This is a genomic window from Spirosoma sp. 48-14 (genome assembly GCF_001898575.1).
GTDB lineage: Bacteria > Bacteroidota > Bacteroidia > Cytophagales > Spirosomataceae > Spirosoma.
Map to the genome: position 1 here is coordinate 1 of NZ_MKUD01000088.1, position 18,900 is coordinate 18,900.

The following is an 18,900-nucleotide window of genomic DNA, read 5'->3' on the forward strand; positions in this document are numbered from 1 at the left end:
AACAGAGCCGTTAAGCCCCGTACTGCCGATGGTACTGCTGTCACAAGTGGGAGAGTAGGTAGGTGCCACCTTTGAAATAGAAGGCCTGTCCAGATGGACAGGCCTTTTCTGCGTTTAGCACCTACCCGAAATAAGTAGAGAAAGAAAATCAACCTCTTTTGTTATATTAGCTTTACAGTGTCAATCCAGCATATTCATGGCTCTCTTCAAACTACTCGTAAACGGTCGTAATTATCAGGCTGATGTTGATCCCGATACCCCTCTTTTATGGGTTCTGCGCGATCATTTTGGTTTAGTCGGTACTAAATACGGATGTGGTATCGCCCAATGTGGTGCCTGCACTGTACATCTAAATGGGGAAGCAACCCGTTCCTGTGTGTTGCCAGTCTCCGCAGTTGGTAAATCGAAAGTTACAACGATTGAAGGCCTATCTTCCGATGGAACACATCCCGTTCAACTTGCCTGGGACAAGGTCGATGTACCTCAATGTGGCTATTGTCAGGCTGGCCAGATCATGACGGCGGCTGCCCTTCTTAAACGTAATCCGAAACCAAGCCAGTCCGAAATTGATGACACCATGACAGGTAACCTCTGTCGGTGTGGTACGTATCATCGGATTCGCGAAGCTGTAAAGCTAGCTGCTGAGCATCCTGTATCGGGTTCTTCTAAAACGCCAAAAACGAAATAGTCATGCAGACGATAGCTAATACCAATCGGAGAAACTTTCTGAAAATTGCTTCGCTCGCTGGAGGAGGTTTAGTTTTAGGCTTTAACTGGACAGGCGCCGATGCCGCTACACCGTTAACTGAGGCTGGAGCGGCTGCTGTGCCGGGAGTCGATTTCAACAGTTATCTGTCAATAAATCCGCAGGGAATCATAACCATCCTATCGCCTAACCCTGAGGTGGGGCAGGGTATTAAAACGGCTTTCCCAATTATTGTAGCTGAGGAGTTGGATGCCGATTGGACGAAGGTAGTTGTTGAACAGGCTCCACTCGATACCAAAAAATTTGAACGGCAGGTAGCTGGAGGGAGCGGCTCAATCCCGCATTCCTGGAAACGGTTACGGGTAGCTGGCGCAACTGCTCGCCAGATGCTGCTGCAAGCTGCGGCCAAACGCTGGAACGTACCTGTATCCGAATGCTCTACGGCTAAGGGTGTGGTGTTGCACTCGGCCAGTAATCGTCAGTTGAGTTATGGTGAGTTAGCTACTGAAGCCGCTCAAATACCGGTGCCGACCGATGTGAAGCTTAAAGAAGTTAAGAATTTTAAGTTGATCGGCAGTACTGTTAAGAACGTTGATAACCCAAAGATTATCACGGGTAAGCCACTTTTTGGACTGGATTTCTACCGGGAAGGCATGGTGTTTGCCATGTTACAGCGACCTGCTTTTGGGTATAAACTGAAGTCGTTGGATGCCAGTGCTGCAAAAGCTATGTCAGGTATTATTGATGTAGTCACATTCGATAATAATGTGGCGGTTGTTGGTAAGTCGACCTGGCAGGTGAAAAAAGCGAAGGATGCGCTCAAAGTTGAATGGGAAAAAGCTGATGCCCTGGAAAGTACTGCCGACCATAATCGGTTATTCAAAGAAATGCTCGATAGTTCGGAAGCTACCGTTCGGCGGAAGGATGGTGACGTAGAGACCGCTTTCAAAAATGCGGCTAAAGTCATAAAGGCGGAGTACCAATGCCCATTCCTGCCGCACAATCCGCTGGAGCCGATGAACTTTTTTGCCCATGTTCGTCCGGATGGCGTTGAGCTGGTAGGTCCTACACAAACCCCCGAACTAGCTCGCAATGAAACGGCTAAACTGTTAGGTATATCCCCTGATAAGGTGACTGTGCAACTTACCCGTATGGGAGGTGGTTTTGGACGCCGACTGAAAGCCGATTACGTACTTGAAGCAGTACAGGTATCGAAATTGGTAAAAGCACCCGTAAAGCTCATCTGGACACGGGAAGATGACATGACAGGCGGAAGCTATCGGCCCGCAGTTCGTTATCGCTTTGAGGCCGCTTTGGATGCTCAGGGTAACATGGTGGGTTACAAACTGCGCGGAGTGAGTATCAATGCCGGAAATGCTACCCGTGAAGATAATTTCCCCTCAGGAGCGGTTGATAACCTCCTGATCGATAGTGTAGATCATAAATCGCCAATCACTACAGGGCCTTGGCGGGCGCCAATTACTAATTTCCTGGCTTTTGCTGAGCAGTCATTCCTCGACGAAGTTGCCCAGGCGGCTGGTAAGGACCCTGTTCAATTTCGACTGGAGTTATTAAATAAAGCCAAACAAAAGCCGGTGGGTGCTATCAAATATGATATTGATCGCATGATAGGCGTGATTCAACTGGCCGCTGAAAAATCGGGCTGGGGTAAAAAGAAAGGTCCAGATGGAAAACTCCTTGCCCAAGGTTTTAGTGTTTACTTCTCGCATCGGTCTTATGTAGCTCAGGTTGGTGAAGTGGTGATGCAGAAAGGAAAACCGGTTCTGCAAAAAGTGTATTCTGCGGCTGATTGTGGCGTGGTCGTTAATCAAAGTGGTTCTCAGCAACAGGTTCGTGGCTGCGTGGTCGATGGTATTGGGCATGCCATGTATGGCAATATCACGTTTAAAGACGGTGTACCGCAACAGAAGAATTTTAACGAGTATCGATTGATTCGATTGGCTGAGATCCCAGAGGTCGAAGTGCACTTTGTTCAGAATGAAATCGAGCCGACTGGACTTGGAGAGCCATCCCTGCCACCTGCCGGAGCTGCTGTTGCTAATGCAATCTTTAAAGCGACTGGTAAACGGTTGCGTAGCCAGCCATTTGTCGAACAGGACGAATTCAAAGGGGTATCATAAACCTCTCTAATTGAATAGAATAGAAAGAACCATAGTTTGATTATGTATATTCCTCACCTTTAGCCTGTTAACCCATGTACGCACGCGTTATCCAATTCCCTTTTAAGCCAGAAAGTATTGATGAGGCTGTAAGTTATTTCCAGAATACGGTTGCTCCTGCTTTACAAAATCATGACGGTTTTCGGAGCAGTCGGATGTTAAGTAATCCAGAAACCAATAAAGGATTGATGGTTACACTCTGGGATACGGAGGCCAATCGACAGGCCGCTGAAACCAATGGATTTTTGCAGGGTGTTATCAAACATATGAGTAACTATTTTGCAGGGCCACCTACCATTGATTATTATGAAGTCAGTGTACAGGTTCCGTGACCTGGATACAAATAGATTGATACACAAAAGCCCAGATGTAAACCTGGGCTTTTGTGTTACTGATTCTGTCGATTATTGCATGGCAACAATGCGGGTTACTTTCTGAACGGGTGCTGGCCCTAAGGTAATCTGTTTAATAATGCTGCCTTCATCGGATTTGAATTCTAACTCATAAGTCCCATCTACTAGGTCATCGACATTCAACTTCACAGCATAGTTAGACTCATTCTTACTTAGGCTCCGGCGAAACAAGACTTCATTACTTCTATTCCGAAGTATAATCAGAACTGGTTTGTCACTACCCTTATTGACGGCAAGTCGGATTTGGTTATTGGCGGTAACGAATGCACTTGCATCGAATGAAAGGCTTTTTGGCGTAGTTGGGTTGGTAAAGGTAGAAGCGCTGATCAAAACGGATGCGACAACTTTGCTCATTAGCGTTAACATGGCTGTATTGTGTTTAGTAGTTTAAAATGGTTGCTCACTGTTCATAAGTACCGATCCAAAGCACATGCCAATTAGTTAAATGGTTGATATTTAAGTAATTGTCTCTGGTGACATGCTTGTGCCATGTCCGCAACTGGACAAACCTCGTACAATACCGGACAAAAGAATTGTTAATGTTTTGAGCGCATGCTTGCCTGGGTGAAACTGGACACAATTGGATTTTAAGACCAGGTCAATACAACGGAAAATGAAAACAGTACACTATTTTTGCGGCCTCTGAATTGTTTTCAACGGTTTAAATCAACACTATGTCAAGTTCTGCTAAACCCCTGCGGGTACTCGTTGTCGGTTGCGGCAACATGGGGGCATCGCATGCTATTGCCTACAAAACCATCGGTGGTTTCGAAATTTGTGGTATCGTTTCGACCGGAAATAGTAAGGTTGTATTGAATGAACGTTTGGGTGGCGGGTATACCCTGTATGATGATTACAAAACGGCCCTTGACGAAACTAAACCCGAGGCCGTCTGTATTTCCACCTATCCCGATACGCATGAATCCTTTGCTATCATGGCGTTTGAACAGGGCTGCCATGTGTTTATGGAGAAGCCAATAGCGGATACGGTTGAAGGAGCCAAACGCGTCATGGAGGCTGCACAGCGGGCCGATAAAAAGCTGGTGGTCGGGTATATCTTACGGCATCATCCCTCCTGGGAGAAATTTGTAGAAATTGCCCAGCAACTGGGGAAACCGCTGGTGATGCGGATGAATCTCAACCAGCAGAGTCATGGTACAATGTGGACCGTGCATCGGAATTTAATGAAAAGCCTGAGTCCGATTGTAGATTGTGGCGTTCATTATATTGATGTCATGTGCCAGATGACTCGTTCGAAACCATTGCAGGTCAATGCAATAGGTGCTCGGCTTACGAATGATATTCCGGTTGATAATTACAATTATGGCCAGTTACAGATTCGTTTCGAAGACGGTTCGGTGGGTTGGTATGAAGCCGGTTGGGGACCCATGATGAGCGAAACCGCTTTTTTTGTGAAAGATGTTATCGGGCCTGATGGCTGTGTGTCCATTGTGGCCAAAAATGCAGGGGCCGCCGGTAAGTCGGATAATGTCGATTCTCATACCAAGACGGAATCGTTGCGGGTACATCGCGCTAAACTTGATAAAAATGACCAGTTTACTGAAGCCGATACTTGGATTGATATGCAGGATGAACCAGACCATCAGGAGCTATGTAATCGGGAACAACGCTACTTTTTGAAAGCTATTCGGGAAAATCTTGATTTAACGGATCATATGCAGGATGCAGTCAATAGTTTGCAAATTGCATTTGCCTGCGACGAATCGGTTCGGACTGGTCAGCCAGTTATGCTGTAAAAAGTTGAGCCGTATAGCGGTTGACAGGTTCATTAACGATGCAAGTCCAGTAACTGTACTGCATCGTTAATGAACCTATTAACGTGTAGCCTATTAAACCAAATAGCGCTCGGTGATATGACGAGTGCGTTCGGTCGTTTCGACAAGCAGAGGATGCCTTGGTTGGCCGAGTGCAGTTTCCAGATCAGCAATCGTATCTTTAAAAAGCAAATTGACCGGGATTTCGTGGGATTCCTGTTTGCTTTTGATATACATCAGCGATGGACGGACGGTACCCGAAGCGGCTAGTTCGTTGTATTGCTGTTTGGCTGCAACAAACTGCTCGTCGCTATTGCCAAATGAAACAACGCGCTCCGGTAATGGATTCGCTTTGCGATTAGCTAACTGGGCATCCAGACCAGCCAGCAGACTTTTAAGGTGGAAAGTATCTTTTCCGGTGCGTATGCGCTCTCGCAGAGATTGCCGAATAAGATAGGTCAGCGAATTAGCCAGGTTGAGCCCAATTTCGGCCATCTGCTTAAAGATGAGCGACGAAGGCGACATACCGGGTATGGTGTTAGGATCGTGTAGTAACACATCGCCAGCCGGGGTCAGAAAACCATCAATTCGCGCATACACATTTATACCCAGTCGGGTAAAGACCTGCTCAACGGCCAATTGAATTTTACGATTATTCTCTAAGCTTGTCTCAACCGGTATACGTTTCTTGGTCGTGCTGAGTTTATACTTGGATTCAAAGTCGAAACTCGTCACATTATAAATTTCGGTTGGCGGTAGGGCAATGGCAACCTGGTCGTCATCCTGAATAACTCCACAGGAAAACTCCTGGCCACTGATAAATTCTTCGAAAAGCACTTCATCTTCGGCATTTAATGAAGCAAGGCTAATGCCTGGGTTATTCTGGAGGGCATCAAGTTTTGCAATAAAATCTTTTGGATGATGGATTACTTCGCCCGTTTGTTCAATGACAACCGGAAAGCTAATCCCTGAATCGAGGCTAACCATTTTCTGGGCTAGCTCTTGCTTTTCCTCTGACGACAAATGGCTCCATTCACTCAACTTACTCCAGCCATCGGGTTGAATGCTCATTGTGAAAAAACATTGCTCGACAGACCGGCAAAACTGCTCCAGATCATGTTCACGCACAATGGCTACACCAATCGACGAACCCTGATGGGGCGCCTTAACGACAATTGGTAAGCCTAAATGCTCCGTTAGCGATTGAAAGAACTGGGCTTTGTCGGCTTGTTCATAAGCATCCCGGCTGATCGTCGCTGTTTTTTTCTGCTGACCATTCGCCAGCGCAATGAGTTCGTTTTGCAGGATTTTATTGATACCTACAGCCGATCCAACCAGACCTGGTCCTGTATAGGGCATGTTATACCATTCGAGTAGGCCCTGTATTGCCCCGTCTTCGCAGTTAGGACCATGCATCGCCAGAAAAGCCATATCGAAATGGTCGCGAAACTGTTCGGGGCGAAGTTCGGGAAGGGCTGCATCCAGTGCGTCGATGGCGAGCGATTCGTCATAAACTGAAAATCCAGAATTATCTTGTGGCAGCGCATCCCGAAGCGAAGGGGCCTGTAGAAATTCAGGGGTAACGAGTCTAAAACGACCCCGCCCATCAACGAAAATTAAAACCGGCTCAAATAGGCCTTTATCTAAATTTGCTAAAGCTGTGCGGCCACCCGCAAACGATACCTCACGCTCCCGCGCAGGCCCCCCAAAGAAAATGCCTATTTTCACTGAATTGATGAGAATGTTCAAGTGCAAAGAAACAAAAAAAACGCCTTTTTTGGCGTTCCAGATCATGATATAAGGTCACCGACCGAATGGATTACGAAAGCTGACAAACTTGTACCCATATCAGCCCTATGGTTAAGCACTTATAGCTGATATGGGTATCTATAGTTATGTGGATTGCAGAGATAATCCGCAAATAATAATTAAAAAGCTGGGGTAATATTAACAGCTTCGACTTTATTAATTTCAGGTACAGCCCGTAAGATAGCTTCCTCTAAACCTCCCTTGAAAGTCATAGCCGACATAGGACATGAACCGCATGAACCAACCAGTTCGAGCCGAACGGTTTTATCCTCAGTAACTTCCAGTACTTTCACGTTACCTCCATCGGCAGCCAGATAAGGGCGCATGCTATCCAGAGCGCGTTCTATTTTCGTAATCAGTTCGTCGTTGGTAACTACCGTTTCCATTAAATAGTTGATTTACGGTAAATTTAATAATACCGTTCTATGTGTTTGCGAATCAAGGGGTTAGAAAAAAGGCACTGAAACATTACTAAAACAAGCATTCGAGTTTCTTTGTTCCTTCACGCAAGTTAAGAAAAAAACAAACCCCGACCGCAACCGGGCCGGGGTGTAAAGATTTCACCTTTTTACAGATTAATGATTTTTATGGTACTAGCTGAATTTTTGTCAATGTATAATATCGAGCAGTACTTAGCGCCTTATTGACGTTATCTATGACGGCGAACAACTGCTGCCAATCGAAGTCCTTTAGCGCATCGATACCCATACTGGTATCGCATCCGATTTCGTTTTCTGCTTCACATACCAGATCAAGAACCGAGTCTTTAACAACGTCAGAGCTGATCTTTAAACAATCAGAATCTTTGTCGAATAGTAGCCATTTATACTGATCGAATTCGTCGTCTTCCAGATCGGTAATATCCCGCAGGGTTTGCCAGCCTTCACCGGCTAAGCCGCAATACTCATACCCTTGTTCAATGGCTTGCTGCCGGGTCAATACTTCTACAGCGTCACTACCTGCAATGATGTACCCGGCCCATTCGCCGGTTGTCACTCGCATATCGCCCATACTACCGTATACCCCGGTGAATGGCTCTACTTCAAAAACGTTGCCTATCTGGTTGGCGTAGCTATACCAGGCTAATCGGGTGCTGGCAGCTATGATTTTTACGTTCATTGCTCGCTCAGTTTAGGAATTCCGTATTGTATGGCTACTAGGTTGCTGAGTTTAGCCCGTTGGTAGACGCGGTGGGCCGTCACTGGATTGTCGCCTACTGGCGGGTTAAGTATCCGTTCAATTTCCGTTTCTACCGCTTCTGCGTTTGCGTATAGGGATGCCTGTTCACGGCAGATATGCCGTAGCTTTGCCAGTAGCTCAGAGTCCATTTCCCGGATGCAGGCTAGTCTGCCGGTCTGGTTATCGACCAGCAACATATAAATGCGTTTGCTGATCGACCGCAACCACGGCTTTCGTTCGTCGCCCACAACCTTGAAAATGTTGAGCGTATACAGCATCGTCAGCGGGGAATTCTGAAACGTCAGGCAGATAAAGGGGATGTCCCGGAACTCAGTTAGAGCAACGGCCAGGGTAGCCTGACCCCAGATCGGCAGGTCAGCCTGAACGTCGTTACTGTAGAGGATCAGGTGTAAGCCATCGGCAAAGGTTGCCAGTACTGGCCCCTCCACCCGGTCGGGCAGAGGGTTTTCTATCTGGAAAGGTTCGTTAACCGTGAACGTCAATTCTGGATAATAGATTTGCATCTTAGTACGGGGTTGGAGATACTGGTTTAGGGAAAATGCTGAGTAGTAGTTTCTCGAAAAAGTCGAGGTCGGTAATGTCGAGCGTGCCTGTGTAGAAGGTTGATCGTTTACACTCGCTTACAGTATCGAACGTATAGGGCGATAAGAGCAGACGGTCAAAAATTATGTGCAGGTTAGTATTATATGCCTTCCAGTAATTACAAGGCAGGATAATTCGGGCTATCTCGTTTTTATCGACGCAAAACAGGAACCGTTCAGGTTTGCCGCCTTCTTCTTCGTCTTCTTCATTTGTAAAGCCATGTTCGGCAGCTTTCGCAATCAAGGCTTTGACGGCTGCAATCATGGCCTGTTCGGTTTGCTTTGCTGTTAGAATGTAAGTTTCAGGATACTTCAATTGCCACTCGGTTTTTTCATGTGGTTGATTTTCCATTGTCTTAGGCGTAAATAGGTTGAACGATTGAGTTGATGATTGCCTGTGTTAGCGTTTCCTGTACGACAGGAGCCAGCGGCAGCATACGAACGGGCGAGTACCCACGGCTGATTACTTCGTCGGTGCGTAGGTTGATCGACAGAAGATCCCGGATAGTTGGTTCGTAGTACTTCACTAAGTAGCCGTTGTCGGTCACGGCTTCAATCCGGCCAGTGTACAGGGCGACACAATCGCCGAGGTCAAAACTGAATGTTACTGTGTACATCGTGTTAATCTGTTTGGAGTTAAAAGTAGTATTAATATTACTCTGCCGGGCGTGGTGATACCCGGCAGAGTGGGAGAGGGTTACTTTGCAAGTAAATGGTCAAGTTTCCAGTCTTGAATTAACTCATTGAATGAAAACGCTTTCGGGTCTGCTATCTCGCTGTATTTTTTGCCAAAACGATTAGTGCCATACAGCGATGGAGCATAGAATGTATTTTCGTTCATTAAAACATTAGGCTCAAATCCGGGTAACGAGTCGCAACCTTTGTAGCTATAAAGATTTAACTTCGGGCGCAGCATCATAGCAGCGAAGAAAGCCGTATCTGCCATGCATATGCTGGTTAGATAGGCATAGTTAATTGGCTCGCTATGATCTTTAATTATGGTTGTAACTTCGTAGATTTTACCGACGCTGATTGCGTCCGAGTAGTTGACGCCTATAAGACGAACACGGTAATTTGAATTTTCAAGTGAGTCAATAACACTTATAGCAGCAGCGTAATAGGCGAATGAGTTTTCGCGGCTAATGTTATGGCAAACATCAATATTGATGTAAAAATCTACGAAGCGAGTGTCTGATGATTGGCTATAATCAACCATGCATTCCGGCTCTCCACTCATATACCGGCCAATATCAACGAAGTCCCCAGCTATAGCGTAGTTCGACTCGATATTATGAACTGGCACATCTATTGGATGTTTCTGACGGTACTGTTCAAACAGTTGCAGAATATAAGGATTGCCTGTAATTAGCTGGCCTTTTTGGAAATTTTTTGATGTGTCTCTCTGACTACTTGAGCCAATAATATCGAAGGGGGTTCCTTCGCCTAGATTAACAAAACTTGCCGCCTTTACTCGGTCTGCATAGCTATTTTTAGATATAATTTGGTCTGATAGATTATTCATTGCTGTTTGGTTTAGAGTATGTGTAAAGATAATACTAGTATTACTATTGTCAAGGTGTTTGGCAGGAAAAATAATATTAATATTACTTTTCCTGCTAATAAAAGTTTATTACTTATAGAATTGAGCGAAAACAGTTTTAACGCGCTCCGATAGGTTTACGGCCATTCCCTTTAGAATCCGAGTTTGCAGCACATAATCAGGCTTGCAACCAGCAGCTAACAGTTTGCCGCCCTGGATTGATGCGCGGGGACTAATTACTACTCTTTCTCCTGCTAGCTCTTTTCGCACAGCCTGAACGAACTGGCAGAACGTTTTATCAGGCGAAAGGGCGGTTTCCAGCTTCTCATCATAACCGAACTCGATAACGCTAAAACGGTCGAGCGTTGCGCTGTCCAGTTGATTGCGGCCAACGTATTCCCGGCTGGCTCCCGTTCCGAACGTATTGGCGCAGGCGATCAGAACAAAATCCTCATGCTTGCGAATCATACCGTCAGCGAAGGCACAGTAGTTGTTCGCTAGTGCTGAGTTCAGCACCGCAATAACGTTCGGGTTACCGGCGTCGATTTCATCAAGGACGAAAACCCCGCCATTCTGATAAGCCACCCGGAACTCAGTGCTGACAAAGTTGCCGTTTGCATCCATATAGCCGAGTAGTTCAGACTTCGAGGTTTGAGCGCAAACCGATTTACAGTAGAAATCCAGCGCAAGAGCCTGAGCAACGTTTTCGCATACGGTCGTCTTGCCAGAACCAGCGGGGCCAACCAACATAACGTGGTCACGGACAGCAACGTGTTTCAGGATGTCTTCAAAGCGTTCATGAACCAGCCCGTCAACCTGTACAGCGGCTTTGTCATTGACTTTTACGTGAATGGTTGTCGTGTTGTTCTGAACTTCCTGCTTGATCTGTTTCAGAAGTTCGTTGCACTCGTACAGTTCGTTATTCAGTATGTTGTGGAAACCTTTCGTTTCTTCCTTTACAGCATCCTGAATCATTTGCGCAACCTGTGCAGGGTCGATCTGAGCGTTACCCGGCTTAGGAGATAAACCCGCCAGCAGTTTAGCCAGTTGACGGGCTGTTTCTTCGACATTATCAACATCGGCAGGAACCATAGCAATATCGACAACAGGTTTAGGCTTTGAAACAACCGGCACAGCAACAGTAGCAGGTTTTTCAGGGCGTGGATTCTCAAGAACCCATGCAGTCATAGCAGCGTCGAAATCGTCCTCATTCTGGAAGTCCATACGACGGGGGGCTTTCGTTTTCGGCTTATCAGGAATAGCAACTACTTCGGGCGCTGCATTCGCTACTACTGACGTTTCAGGTTCAGGTGTTACTACTGGCACTTGTACCGTAGTAGCTTTTACTTTCGTAGCTACTGACTTCTTGGGAGTAGTGGCTACATCGGTAGATTGCTCCTGTTGTGCTTTCCATGCGTCATAGATTGAACGACGACCGCCTTTAGGATTGATGGGTACCCCTAAATGACGGGCTAAGTCCATCCATTCGCCTTCTACGTGTTGTAAGCCGGTAGCTGCTTTGTATTCTTCTACTGAATTGAACTGACGGGCGTTAATAATTTGAGCGTTCATGATGTTAATCTGTTATAAGGTGATTGTTAGTCGGGTGTTTCCCCGTTTGCTTGTTGCAAAGTTAATATTAATATTACTATTGTGTCAAGGGTAATGTTGGGATTTTTTCGAGGAAAATTGAGGATTCTTTGCGCCCCACTGATTCAGAAGAGGTTAATTATGCGGTTTTTGCTGCCATTTAGTTTGTATAGGCAAAGATTTAGAGACGGTGGGTATATTTTGCAAAAAGTAATATTAGTATTACTTTCGGGTGTTAAACGTTTTCATGTATGAATCTGGTTATATCGCCCACCCTGGACAAGCTACCCACGATCAATAGTAACGAACTGGAAGACTTGCAGGGTAATTTTAAAGACCTCAGTAAGAGCAATTACACGAAGCTGAAACACTCGCTCGAAACAGAAGGATTTTTATTCCCGCTTTTTGTCTGGAAAGAGCCTGTTTACGGTGTCATGTATTCATTTGACGGACATCAACGCTTGCGGGTTATTCAGCGCGAAATCCCTGGCGGCATTGAATTGCCGTATATTCTCGTTCATGCCGAAACCCGTGACGAAGCCAAGCGTAAGCTACTGCTGTTTAACTCGCAGTATGGCGAAGTCACAAAGGACGGCTGGGACGAATTTATTGCCGACATGGGGGATGCCGTCGATTACGTCAATGAGCTAACCACCTTCGGCGGGTTTCTGGATGAGAATTGGACGCCACCCGGTAATGATGTCACTGACGAAACCAAGGACGCGGGTTCTGCTGGCTCTGACGGCTCAGCCGGTGCCGGGGATGTTACGTATCGAATCGAGGCTATTTGTGTCTCTGAGCGCGAGCAGGAAGAATTGTACAACGAACTAACCGACCGGGGATTCACATGCAAAGTTTTGACACTCTAAAGATGGAAAAGATATATCGCAAATATCTAAAGCGACAATATCAATTCCGGCCCGTACCACTAACACCACGCCAAAGAGTAGCAGCCATGTTCGGGATATTCTACAATAAACGGATGAGTGTCGTGAGCCTAGGTTTGCCAGCGCATGGTAAAAGGTGGTATAGGAGTCAACTTGAAGGTATTCAGTATCAATCGAAAATAATGCGACATAATGAAAGCCTTTGACATTGTAAAAAAGTCAACGCCCCCGGCATCGTTCCGGGTTGCGTCTGTTGTTGGCACGTTCGATCTGCAATCCGAAACGACCGAAGAACGATTTACGGGCAGCATTGACCCGCCAGAAGGCTGGCAGGTTGGGCTGATCGTCGGTGCATCCGGTACGGGTAAGACGACGATAGCCAAAGAGCTATTCCCCGAAGCGTATATAACGGCGTTCCGGTATGATCAACCGAGTATATTAGACGACATGCCGTGGCATTGCCCCGTCAGTGAGATTACCAGCATGTTTAACGCGGTCGGGTTCTCCTCGCCCCCGTCTTGGCTCAAACCGTACGACGTACTAAGCAACGGCGAAAAGATGCGGGTTGACCTGGCTAATGCCCTGCTGCGAAAAGACAACCTGATTGTGTTTGATGAGTTCACATCGGTTGTCGATAGAACCGTTGCTCAGGTTGGCAGTTATGCCGTTCAGAAAGCAATCCGACGAACGGATAAGCAGTTCATTGCTGTAACCTGTCATTACGATGTAGAACAATATCTGCAACCGGATTGGGTATTCGATACCAACACAATGACGTTCAGAGTGCCGGAGGTCACTGCCGAGGGAAAGCCGGAGCCGGGCAGCAATCCGGCGAATCCACGCGTGGCCTCTTCCATATCGACATCTATGCTTGTGAGGGGGCTATCCGTAAGCGTGAGCTATGGAAGGCGTTTAGCAAGCATCACTATCTAGCGCATTCGTTCAATGCCTCGTCCTGGGTCTATGTCGCAACCGTCAACGGCCAGTTAGCTGCGTTTCAGGCGGTATTGGCCTTTCCGCACGCTCACATAAAGAATGGCGTTCGGCTGCATCGTACGGTTGTCCTGCCAGCATTCCAGGGTATCGGGTTAGGAGGTATCCTCACTAAGCATATTGCCGATATGTACCACCGTAGCGGACATGCATTATTCACGACGACGACGCACCCGGCCCGGATTCGGCAGCTTAGCAAATCGCCTGACTGGATTTGTACGCACAAGGGGCGAGTAAGCGCCAATACGACAGCAACCGCAAAAGGCGCAAGTTTCAACAAAAGCAACAGCCGGGGGCGCATTACAACCTCATGGAAGTACGCACCCGGAAAAGGTAAGTAAACGACTACGGCAATGGCACGTAAAGCAATTGTAATCGACTGGGAAGAAGTTAATAAGGCGTTGCGCTGTATGGTGGACGGGCCAGAAATAGCGGCCAAACTCGGCATTTCGGATGATACTCTGTACCGGGCCTGTAAACGCGAGCATAAGATGTTATGGCAGAACTATGCCGCAAAAGTCTATGCCAGTACCCGGCAGATGTTGCGTGAACAGCAGATTAACCGGGCAGTCGGTTACAAGCGCAAAGTCAGTAAGCCGTTCAATACTGCGAAGGGGATTGTTTTCAAAGATGTCATTGAATACGTCGAACCGTCTGACGCCATGCTTAAATGGCTCGGTATTCAGTACCTGAACCAGAAAGACAAAGCCGACGTAACGCTCGATATTCCAAACTTCACGATTGTGAACGATAGCGACGAAGACGAGATAGACGACGAGGAAGAATTAAACGACGAATGAGCCGACCGCAAAAGCGCGAAACTCCGTTACCTCCTCGTATTGATGAACCTGAACGCTCGGCCAGTGGACTACCCAAGAAAGTCAAGGTCGGGCAAAAGGTGTATACCCAGCGGCCTAGCCCAATCATCGACATGCGTAACATGCGGCACAAGTTGCTGCGTGTGTATCATGAACTGAACCGGGTTGCCGGTAAGACTGACTACGTAATCAATTACGGCTCTGGCGGTTCGGGTAAGTCGTTCGCTCAGGCTCAGCATTTAGTACGTCGTCTGCTGACCAGGAAGCACAAGCTGTTAGTCATTCGCAAGTTTGCTACCTCGCTGAATGACTCGGTAATCGAGCAGTTCAAAGCTGTTGCGCTGCCATTCTTTGGACTTCGTGAGGATGTTCACTGGACGTACAACGCGAGCCGTAAGCTGATCAAGTTTGCCAATGGCTCGCAGATCGTCTTTAAGGGGCTGGACGATGCCGAAAAGTTTAAATCCATTGTCGGTATCTCGCTGGTTTGGATTGAAGAAGCAACCGAAATTCAGGAGAGCGAATTTAACATCGTCAATGACCGTATCCGGGGTAAGCGTCCGGTACAAATCTACCTGACTTATAACCCGATCAGCGAGCGCCACTGGCTGCGGAAAATGTTCCACCATAAGGACAATCCGCAGGAAGGGGTAGACGATCAGACGCGGGTTATCTTCAGCACGTATCTGGACAATCCATTCGTCGGCGATAAATATATCCGTCGAATGGAGTGGTATCGGGAGAATGACCCCGACCACTACCGGGTATATGGACTTGGCGAGTTCGGGATTATCCGGCCTGACAATCCGTACTTCACCGCCTGGAAGCCGACGACATTTGTGGGCGAAACGAGGTATAACCCGATGGTTCCGGTTTATGTGTCGTTCGACTTCAACTATAACAACTCGTTTGTTATCAGTCAGCATTACAGCGGACAGTCGATTCAGTACCTCGAAGCCAAACACGGCGGGGGCGATCTGCAAGAACTTTGTAAGTATATCGCCCAGAAGTACGGACGGAATCAGATATTCTTTACCGGCGATGCGTCCGGTAATGCCCGGTCAGCCTACACCAAAGGGAATGTATCGGCCTGGACGCTGATACGGAACTACATGGCCGAAGCCGGAGCGATCTATTGCGACTATGAACGGGTACCGAAAGCGAATGCCAGCCATTCGAGTTCGCGGCATATCTGTAACGCGCTTTTGATCAGGTACGGTAGTAAGATTATCATCGACCGCGAGCACTGCGGATTACTGATTGATGACATTGAAAGGATGAAAGCCAACTCGGACGGGGGATTGGACAAACTGGACGCTGATAAGAACAATTACGGTCACGTCGGCGACTGTTTCCGGTATGATCTAAATAATTTTGAGTATGATACTTACAAATCACTTGGTATTGAAAAAAAACAGGTAGCTTAGAGCATTAATTTAAAATTAAATTCCCGGCCAACTGCCGGTTTTTTCGTAACTATTTGAGTAATAGTAACATTACCTTTTCTGTGATTATTATTACTTTTTTGTCTATTTAAGCATAAAGTTGTGCATGGTAATATGGCAAACGAAATGTTAAATGCTTTTCGGCCTCTGGTTGGACTTCGGGGCGTCGATAATTCAGCCAGCAGTTGGGTCAATGACCTGGCTGGGCTAAGTACCGAACTGGTCGGCGATCTGGCTTTGCCGTCCGACCTGCTCGACGGGGATAATTCGCCCGAATCAGCCGTATGGGAGAGCGTACACCGTAATGCCTGCGAACGGTTGCAGAATGAAGTGTTACTGCAACTCAGCGAGAATTACGACTTTCAGCCGGTTATCATGCGAACGCTGGAACCATCGCGCAAACGCCCGTTTGTGACAAGCTCAATGCAGGATGGCGTATTTCTGGCTACGCTGGTAACGATACCCTACACACCGAACGCAACGATCAATCTGCGTTCACTGACGGTCTCGGTTCCGGTTTTACCCGGCAATCAGCGGGTAACGGCCAGCGTTCGGGTCTATGATCTGGATGCGCAGTCACAGCTATACGCAGCCCCGCACGAATTTGATGCCGGTATCAATACCATTGAGCTAAACGAGACGTACCGAACGGTACTGATGGAGCCGCTACAGTTGGTTGTCATGGTTGATGCCTCGCATTTGCCGTTACATGCGCTCAATGTGTGCTGGAACGCCTGCGATAATGATTGTGCGCTGATCGAGGGCAGGCGCACCATAAACCCGGCAAATCTGGCCGGTACGCTACTGGACGAAGAAATCTATATCGCGCTCGATATTGAAGTGACCCGCTCGCTGGATAAGCTGTTGCCTCGCTACGCAAAGGATATGCAGGCCGCTTACTGTTACCTGTGCGGCTCACTGCTGATGACCGAGAAGCTGGCAACGCCTAATCTGTCGGTCTTCACCCTGTCGAATGCGGTGTTTACCGAGCGCATGGAATCGCAGCTCAGCACGGATTTTAAACGCGCCCTGCGTCCGGTGATGCGTCGGATGTCGAACGATCTGCTGAAAAAGGAAGCCCTCACCGTTCCGACGGCTACCCCTTCGGAAGTGACGTATATCAGTGGCTCTTATGTTTAAGTTTGACGAAACGACCGCAATTGCCGACATTCTGGCCGCGCAACAGACTGTACTTCGTATTGAGCAGGCCCGGCCCCGGATAGCGCAGGATACCGCGCAACATGCCGTGAATCTGGTTCGTGACCGGATTCAGTTGCGGGGCCAGAATGCAGACGGCGACCCGATGATCAGCAGTAGCCCGAAGCGTACCGGACGCTATTCAGAGCGGTACGGCAAAATTCGGCAGCAGGAAGGGCTGCGTACCGACCTGATCAATCTGACCTTTACGGGCGAACTGCTTAACTCTTCGTCCTGGGCTGTACTCGAAAACGATATTGATGAGTTCGGGGGCGGCTTTCTGAATGACGATATGAGCCAGCGAGCCGACTACCTCGAAGACTACTTCGGCCCGGTCTTCATCATGTCAGGGGAAGAACAGCAGGAGAGTACGGATTATTTCACAGAACAGATTAACGATTTGATGCGTGTTTAATGAATGATTTTTTGTTACTCCAAAGCGTTGACGACGAACTGAGAAGCATCATTGCGCCCAGCGTTCGCGCTCAGTTTGCTGGCCGGGTGCAGCAGTTCTACGACCCACAGCAGAAACGCCCTGCCCTGATGCGGCAGGATGCCGATACCGGAAAAGCCGCCCGGTTTACGGTTGATACGGTTCATTATGATGTACAGATCGCGCACCGTATGGTGGGAGGGCAACCGATCAAAGGAGCCATGCGCTGGGGCTCGCGTCAGGAAGTCGCCTTTAACCTGCGCTGGTCAATGATGGTTGCGACCCGGTTGCCGGATATTATGCCGTCGTTTCTGCTGGCGTTCTCGGCCATGACCGAACTGGCAATCAATGAGTTCAGTACCGATACGCTTGCCGTGCTGAAACGAGAATTTCTATTCATACCCGACCAGAAAACAGCCTACGACCCGACACTGCAATGCTTTTCGGTTGACTACCAGATGCTGAACGTGTCGGAGGATGTTTTTAAATCCCTAATAAGTAATCAATTGTTGTAAATATGAGTACAATTGCTGTTCATCCTGAATTCGATAAGGCTCTGTCGTTGGGTCATATCATTCCGGTTCTGCTGCCGAGTGGCGAGCCTTTTATCATAGAAGGCATTCAGTTCTATCAGGCCAGCGACGACGGGGCTAACATGTATCAGGGGCGGTTGATGTCCTTTACTGACGTTATTGAAAAGCATAACCGTCTAAAGCTGGACGAAACCACCTTACGCGCCTATTTTACGTCGATTGCCGAAAGCGCAACGCAGGCCATCCTGCAACTGTCGTCAGACCCCGAACAGGCGGTTAAATACCTGAATGATATTGCTACGCTGTCGAGTTTCGGCCAGCAGCGGCTAGACCTTTACGAAGAAACGGCGGAACTCAACGTCGGCAGCAATACAGCGCGTGTCTATGAACTGGGGTCGATCTGGTTCTTTGCGTCGGACGAAGACCCGGCGTCGTTCGACCCGGTGAAGGGTAAGCGTAACGTCATGCTGATGCTGAAACGCCCCGAGCTGTACGATTTTTTTTTACGCATGCGGCTCAACCGATTCGCGCCCTTAGCATCGGCCTCCGAAGAAAATACCCTGAATGCTATCCGGGCGATCCGGGAAGCGGACTACAATCAGTTTCTCCTATTCACGCAGAGCCTATTGCGGTTCAGAATGAATGGCGCAAATCCAGCTATGACGCAGCGTTTAGAGTCGCTACTGGCGACCCTGGCCGCTTACGATACCTGTTACGATCAACTGTTGAAGACGCTCACGACTACATGGCCGCATTTATCCGAAAGCAACAGTACGACGCCGAGCAGCTAGAAAAGCAGC

22 protein-coding genes are annotated in these 18,900 nt (G+C 47.8%); 13 read left to right on the forward strand and 9 right to left on the reverse strand.

What is annotated here, in order from left to right:
- The first annotated feature begins 196 nt into the window (after positions 1–196).
- From BGO59_RS35335 to BGO59_RS35345, 3 genes are all read left to right on the forward strand, one after another.
- Positions 197–688 carry a (2Fe-2S)-binding protein gene (locus BGO59_RS35335; RefSeq protein WP_293692256.1) on the forward strand — a complete coding sequence of 164 codons (492 nt, stop codon included), beginning with the start codon at positions 197–199 and terminating at the stop codon, positions 686–688.
- Positions 689–690: 2 nt separating this feature from the next.
- Complete coding sequence (locus BGO59_RS35340; RefSeq protein WP_293692258.1) at positions 691–2,847, forward strand: xanthine dehydrogenase family protein molybdopterin-binding subunit; 2,157 nt, start codon at positions 691–693, stop codon at positions 2,845–2,847.
- Between the two features lie 74 nt (positions 2,848–2,921).
- A complete protein-coding gene (locus BGO59_RS35345; protein ID WP_293692259.1) occupies positions 2,922–3,218 on the forward strand; it encodes an antibiotic biosynthesis monooxygenase in 297 nt (98 codons plus the stop codon).
- A 72-nt stretch (positions 3,219–3,290) separates the two neighbouring features.
- Here the strand turns inward: BGO59_RS35345 and BGO59_RS35350 are convergent, their stop codons facing one another.
- On the reverse strand, positions 3,291–3,653 hold the full coding sequence (locus BGO59_RS35350; protein ID WP_293692261.1) for a hypothetical protein: 363 nt from the start codon (positions 3,651–3,653) through the stop codon (positions 3,291–3,293).
- 320 nt (positions 3,654–3,973) lie between these two features.
- Here BGO59_RS35350 and BGO59_RS35355 point away from each other — a divergent pair, with 320 nt between their 5' ends.
- A complete protein-coding gene (locus tag BGO59_RS35355) occupies positions 3,974–5,056 on the forward strand; it encodes a Gfo/Idh/MocA family oxidoreductase (protein WP_293692262.1) in 1,083 nt (360 codons plus the stop codon).
- Between the two features lie 93 nt (positions 5,057–5,149).
- Here BGO59_RS35355 and BGO59_RS35360 read toward each other — a convergent pair whose 3' ends face one another.
- The 8 genes from BGO59_RS35360 to BGO59_RS35395 form a co-directional block, all read right to left on the reverse strand.
- The gene (locus BGO59_RS35360) at positions 5,150–6,802 is read right to left on the reverse strand and encodes a D-alanine--D-alanine ligase (RefSeq protein WP_293692264.1); all 1,653 of its coding nucleotides are present in this window, start codon (positions 6,800–6,802) and stop codon (positions 5,150–5,152) included.
- A gap of 200 nt (positions 6,803–7,002) precedes the next feature.
- Positions 7,003–7,269, reverse strand: coding sequence for a NifU family protein (locus BGO59_RS35365; RefSeq protein WP_293692266.1), 267 nt, complete (start codon positions 7,267–7,269; stop codon positions 7,003–7,005).
- A gap of 199 nt (positions 7,270–7,468) precedes the next feature.
- On the reverse strand, positions 7,469–8,002 hold the full coding sequence (locus tag BGO59_RS35370; protein WP_293692268.1) for a hypothetical protein: 534 nt from the start codon (positions 8,000–8,002) through the stop codon (positions 7,469–7,471).
- The gene (locus BGO59_RS35375; RefSeq protein WP_293692270.1) at positions 7,999–8,586 is read right to left on the reverse strand and encodes a hypothetical protein; all 588 of its coding nucleotides are present in this window, start codon (positions 8,584–8,586) and stop codon (positions 7,999–8,001) included. The genes BGO59_RS35370 and BGO59_RS35375 overlap by 4 nt, the downstream gene beginning before the upstream one ends.
- 1 nt (position 8,587) lies before the next feature.
- Positions 8,588–9,016: a hypothetical protein gene (locus BGO59_RS35380; protein WP_293692272.1), complete on the reverse strand. Its 429-nt coding sequence runs from the start codon at positions 9,014–9,016 to the stop codon at positions 8,588–8,590.
- A 4-nt stretch (positions 9,017–9,020) separates the two neighbouring features.
- Entirely contained in the window at positions 9,021–9,281 is a 261-nt protein-coding gene (locus BGO59_RS35385) for a hypothetical protein (RefSeq protein ID WP_293692274.1), read from the reverse strand.
- Between the two features lie 80 nt (positions 9,282–9,361).
- On the reverse strand, positions 9,362–10,186 hold the full coding sequence (locus tag BGO59_RS35390) for a hypothetical protein (protein ID WP_293692275.1): 825 nt from the start codon (positions 10,184–10,186) through the stop codon (positions 9,362–9,364).
- Between the two features lie 108 nt (positions 10,187–10,294).
- Positions 10,295–11,776 (reverse strand): AAA family ATPase, encoded by a 1,482-nt coding sequence (locus BGO59_RS35395; protein ID WP_293692277.1) that lies wholly within the window; start codon positions 11,774–11,776, stop codon positions 10,295–10,297.
- A gap of 269 nt (positions 11,777–12,045) precedes the next feature.
- Between BGO59_RS35395 and BGO59_RS35400 the strand changes: the two genes are divergently transcribed.
- The 9 genes from BGO59_RS35400 to BGO59_RS35440 all read left to right on the forward strand — a co-directional run bounded on the left by BGO59_RS35400 (position 12,046) and on the right by BGO59_RS35440 (position 18,891).
- Positions 12,046–12,663 (forward strand): ParB N-terminal domain-containing protein, encoded by a 618-nt coding sequence (locus tag BGO59_RS35400; protein WP_293692278.1) that lies wholly within the window; start codon positions 12,046–12,048, stop codon positions 12,661–12,663.
- 210 nt (positions 12,664–12,873) lie between these two features.
- The gene (locus tag BGO59_RS35405; protein ID WP_293692280.1) at positions 12,874–13,614 is read left to right on the forward strand and encodes an ABC transporter ATP-binding protein; all 741 of its coding nucleotides are present in this window, start codon (positions 12,874–12,876) and stop codon (positions 13,612–13,614) included.
- Positions 13,615–13,688: 74 nt separating this feature from the next.
- Entirely contained in the window at positions 13,689–14,015 is a 327-nt protein-coding gene (locus BGO59_RS35410) for a hypothetical protein (protein WP_293692282.1), read from the forward strand.
- Between the two features lie 12 nt (positions 14,016–14,027).
- Positions 14,028–14,474, forward strand: coding sequence for a hypothetical protein (locus tag BGO59_RS35415; RefSeq protein WP_293692284.1), 447 nt, complete (start codon positions 14,028–14,030; stop codon positions 14,472–14,474).
- Positions 14,471–15,919, forward strand: a complete 1,449-nt coding sequence (locus tag BGO59_RS35420; RefSeq protein ID WP_293692285.1) for a PBSX family phage terminase large subunit — start codon at positions 14,471–14,473, stop codon at positions 15,917–15,919. Before BGO59_RS35415 ends, BGO59_RS35420 begins: the two co-directional genes overlap by 4 nt.
- Before the next feature lie 144 nt (positions 15,920–16,063).
- Entirely contained in the window at positions 16,064–17,077 is a 1,014-nt protein-coding gene (locus BGO59_RS35425) for a hypothetical protein (protein WP_293692287.1), read from the forward strand.
- Complete coding sequence (locus BGO59_RS35430) at positions 17,070–17,549, forward strand: hypothetical protein (RefSeq protein WP_293692288.1); 480 nt, start codon at positions 17,070–17,072, stop codon at positions 17,547–17,549. Before BGO59_RS35425 ends, BGO59_RS35430 begins: the two co-directional genes overlap by 8 nt.
- On the forward strand, positions 17,549–18,082 hold the full coding sequence (locus tag BGO59_RS35435) for a hypothetical protein (protein WP_293692289.1): 534 nt from the start codon (positions 17,549–17,551) through the stop codon (positions 18,080–18,082). The genes BGO59_RS35430 and BGO59_RS35435 overlap by 1 nt, the downstream gene beginning before the upstream one ends.
- A gap of 2 nt (positions 18,083–18,084) precedes the next feature.
- The gene (locus tag BGO59_RS35440) at positions 18,085–18,891 is read left to right on the forward strand and encodes a hypothetical protein (protein WP_293692290.1); all 807 of its coding nucleotides are present in this window, start codon (positions 18,085–18,087) and stop codon (positions 18,889–18,891) included.
- Positions 18,892–18,900 lie beyond the last annotated feature (9 nt).

Coding starts and splice junctions, on each gene's coding strand:
- BGO59_RS35335 (WP_293692256.1), top strand. CDS start 197: ATGGCTCTCTTCAAACTACTCGTAAACGGTCGTAATTATCAGGCTGAT.
- BGO59_RS35340 (WP_293692258.1), top strand. CDS start 691: ATGCAGACGATAGCTAATACCAATCGGAGAAACTTTCTGAAAATTGCT.
- BGO59_RS35345 (WP_293692259.1), top strand. CDS start 2,922: ATGTACGCACGCGTTATCCAATTCCCTTTTAAGCCAGAAAGTATTGAT.
- BGO59_RS35350 (WP_293692261.1), bottom strand. CDS start 3,653: ATGAGCAAAGTTGTCGCATCCGTTTTGATCAGCGCTTCTACCTTTACC.
- BGO59_RS35355 (WP_293692262.1), top strand. CDS start 3,974: ATGTCAAGTTCTGCTAAACCCCTGCGGGTACTCGTTGTCGGTTGCGGC.
- BGO59_RS35365 (WP_293692266.1), bottom strand. CDS start 7,269: ATGGAAACGGTAGTTACCAACGACGAACTGATTACGAAAATAGAACGC.
- BGO59_RS35370 (WP_293692268.1), bottom strand. CDS start 8,002: ATGAACGTAAAAATCATAGCTGCCAGCACCCGATTAGCCTGGTATAGC.
- BGO59_RS35375 (WP_293692270.1), bottom strand. CDS start 8,586: ATGCAAATCTATTATCCAGAATTGACGTTCACGGTTAACGAACCTTTC.
- BGO59_RS35380 (WP_293692272.1), bottom strand. CDS start 9,016: ATGGAAAATCAACCACATGAAAAAACCGAGTGGCAATTGAAGTATCCT.
- BGO59_RS35385 (WP_293692274.1), bottom strand. CDS start 9,281: ATGTACACAGTAACATTCAGTTTTGACCTCGGCGATTGTGTCGCCCTG.
- BGO59_RS35390 (WP_293692275.1), bottom strand. CDS start 10,186: ATGAATAATCTATCAGACCAAATTATATCTAAAAATAGCTATGCAGAC.
- BGO59_RS35395 (WP_293692277.1), bottom strand. CDS start 11,776: ATGAACGCTCAAATTATTAACGCCCGTCAGTTCAATTCAGTAGAAGAA.
- BGO59_RS35400 (WP_293692278.1), top strand. CDS start 12,046: ATGAATCTGGTTATATCGCCCACCCTGGACAAGCTACCCACGATCAAT.
- BGO59_RS35405 (WP_293692280.1), top strand. CDS start 12,874: ATGAAAGCCTTTGACATTGTAAAAAAGTCAACGCCCCCGGCATCGTTC.
- BGO59_RS35415 (WP_293692284.1), top strand. CDS start 14,028: ATGGCACGTAAAGCAATTGTAATCGACTGGGAAGAAGTTAATAAGGCG.
- BGO59_RS35420 (WP_293692285.1), top strand. CDS start 14,471: ATGAGCCGACCGCAAAAGCGCGAAACTCCGTTACCTCCTCGTATTGAT.
- BGO59_RS35425 (WP_293692287.1), top strand. CDS start 16,064: ATGTTAAATGCTTTTCGGCCTCTGGTTGGACTTCGGGGCGTCGATAAT.
- BGO59_RS35430 (WP_293692288.1), top strand. CDS start 17,070: ATGTTTAAGTTTGACGAAACGACCGCAATTGCCGACATTCTGGCCGCG.
- BGO59_RS35435 (WP_293692289.1), top strand. CDS start 17,549: ATGAATGATTTTTTGTTACTCCAAAGCGTTGACGACGAACTGAGAAGC.
- BGO59_RS35440 (WP_293692290.1), top strand. CDS start 18,085: ATGAGTACAATTGCTGTTCATCCTGAATTCGATAAGGCTCTGTCGTTG.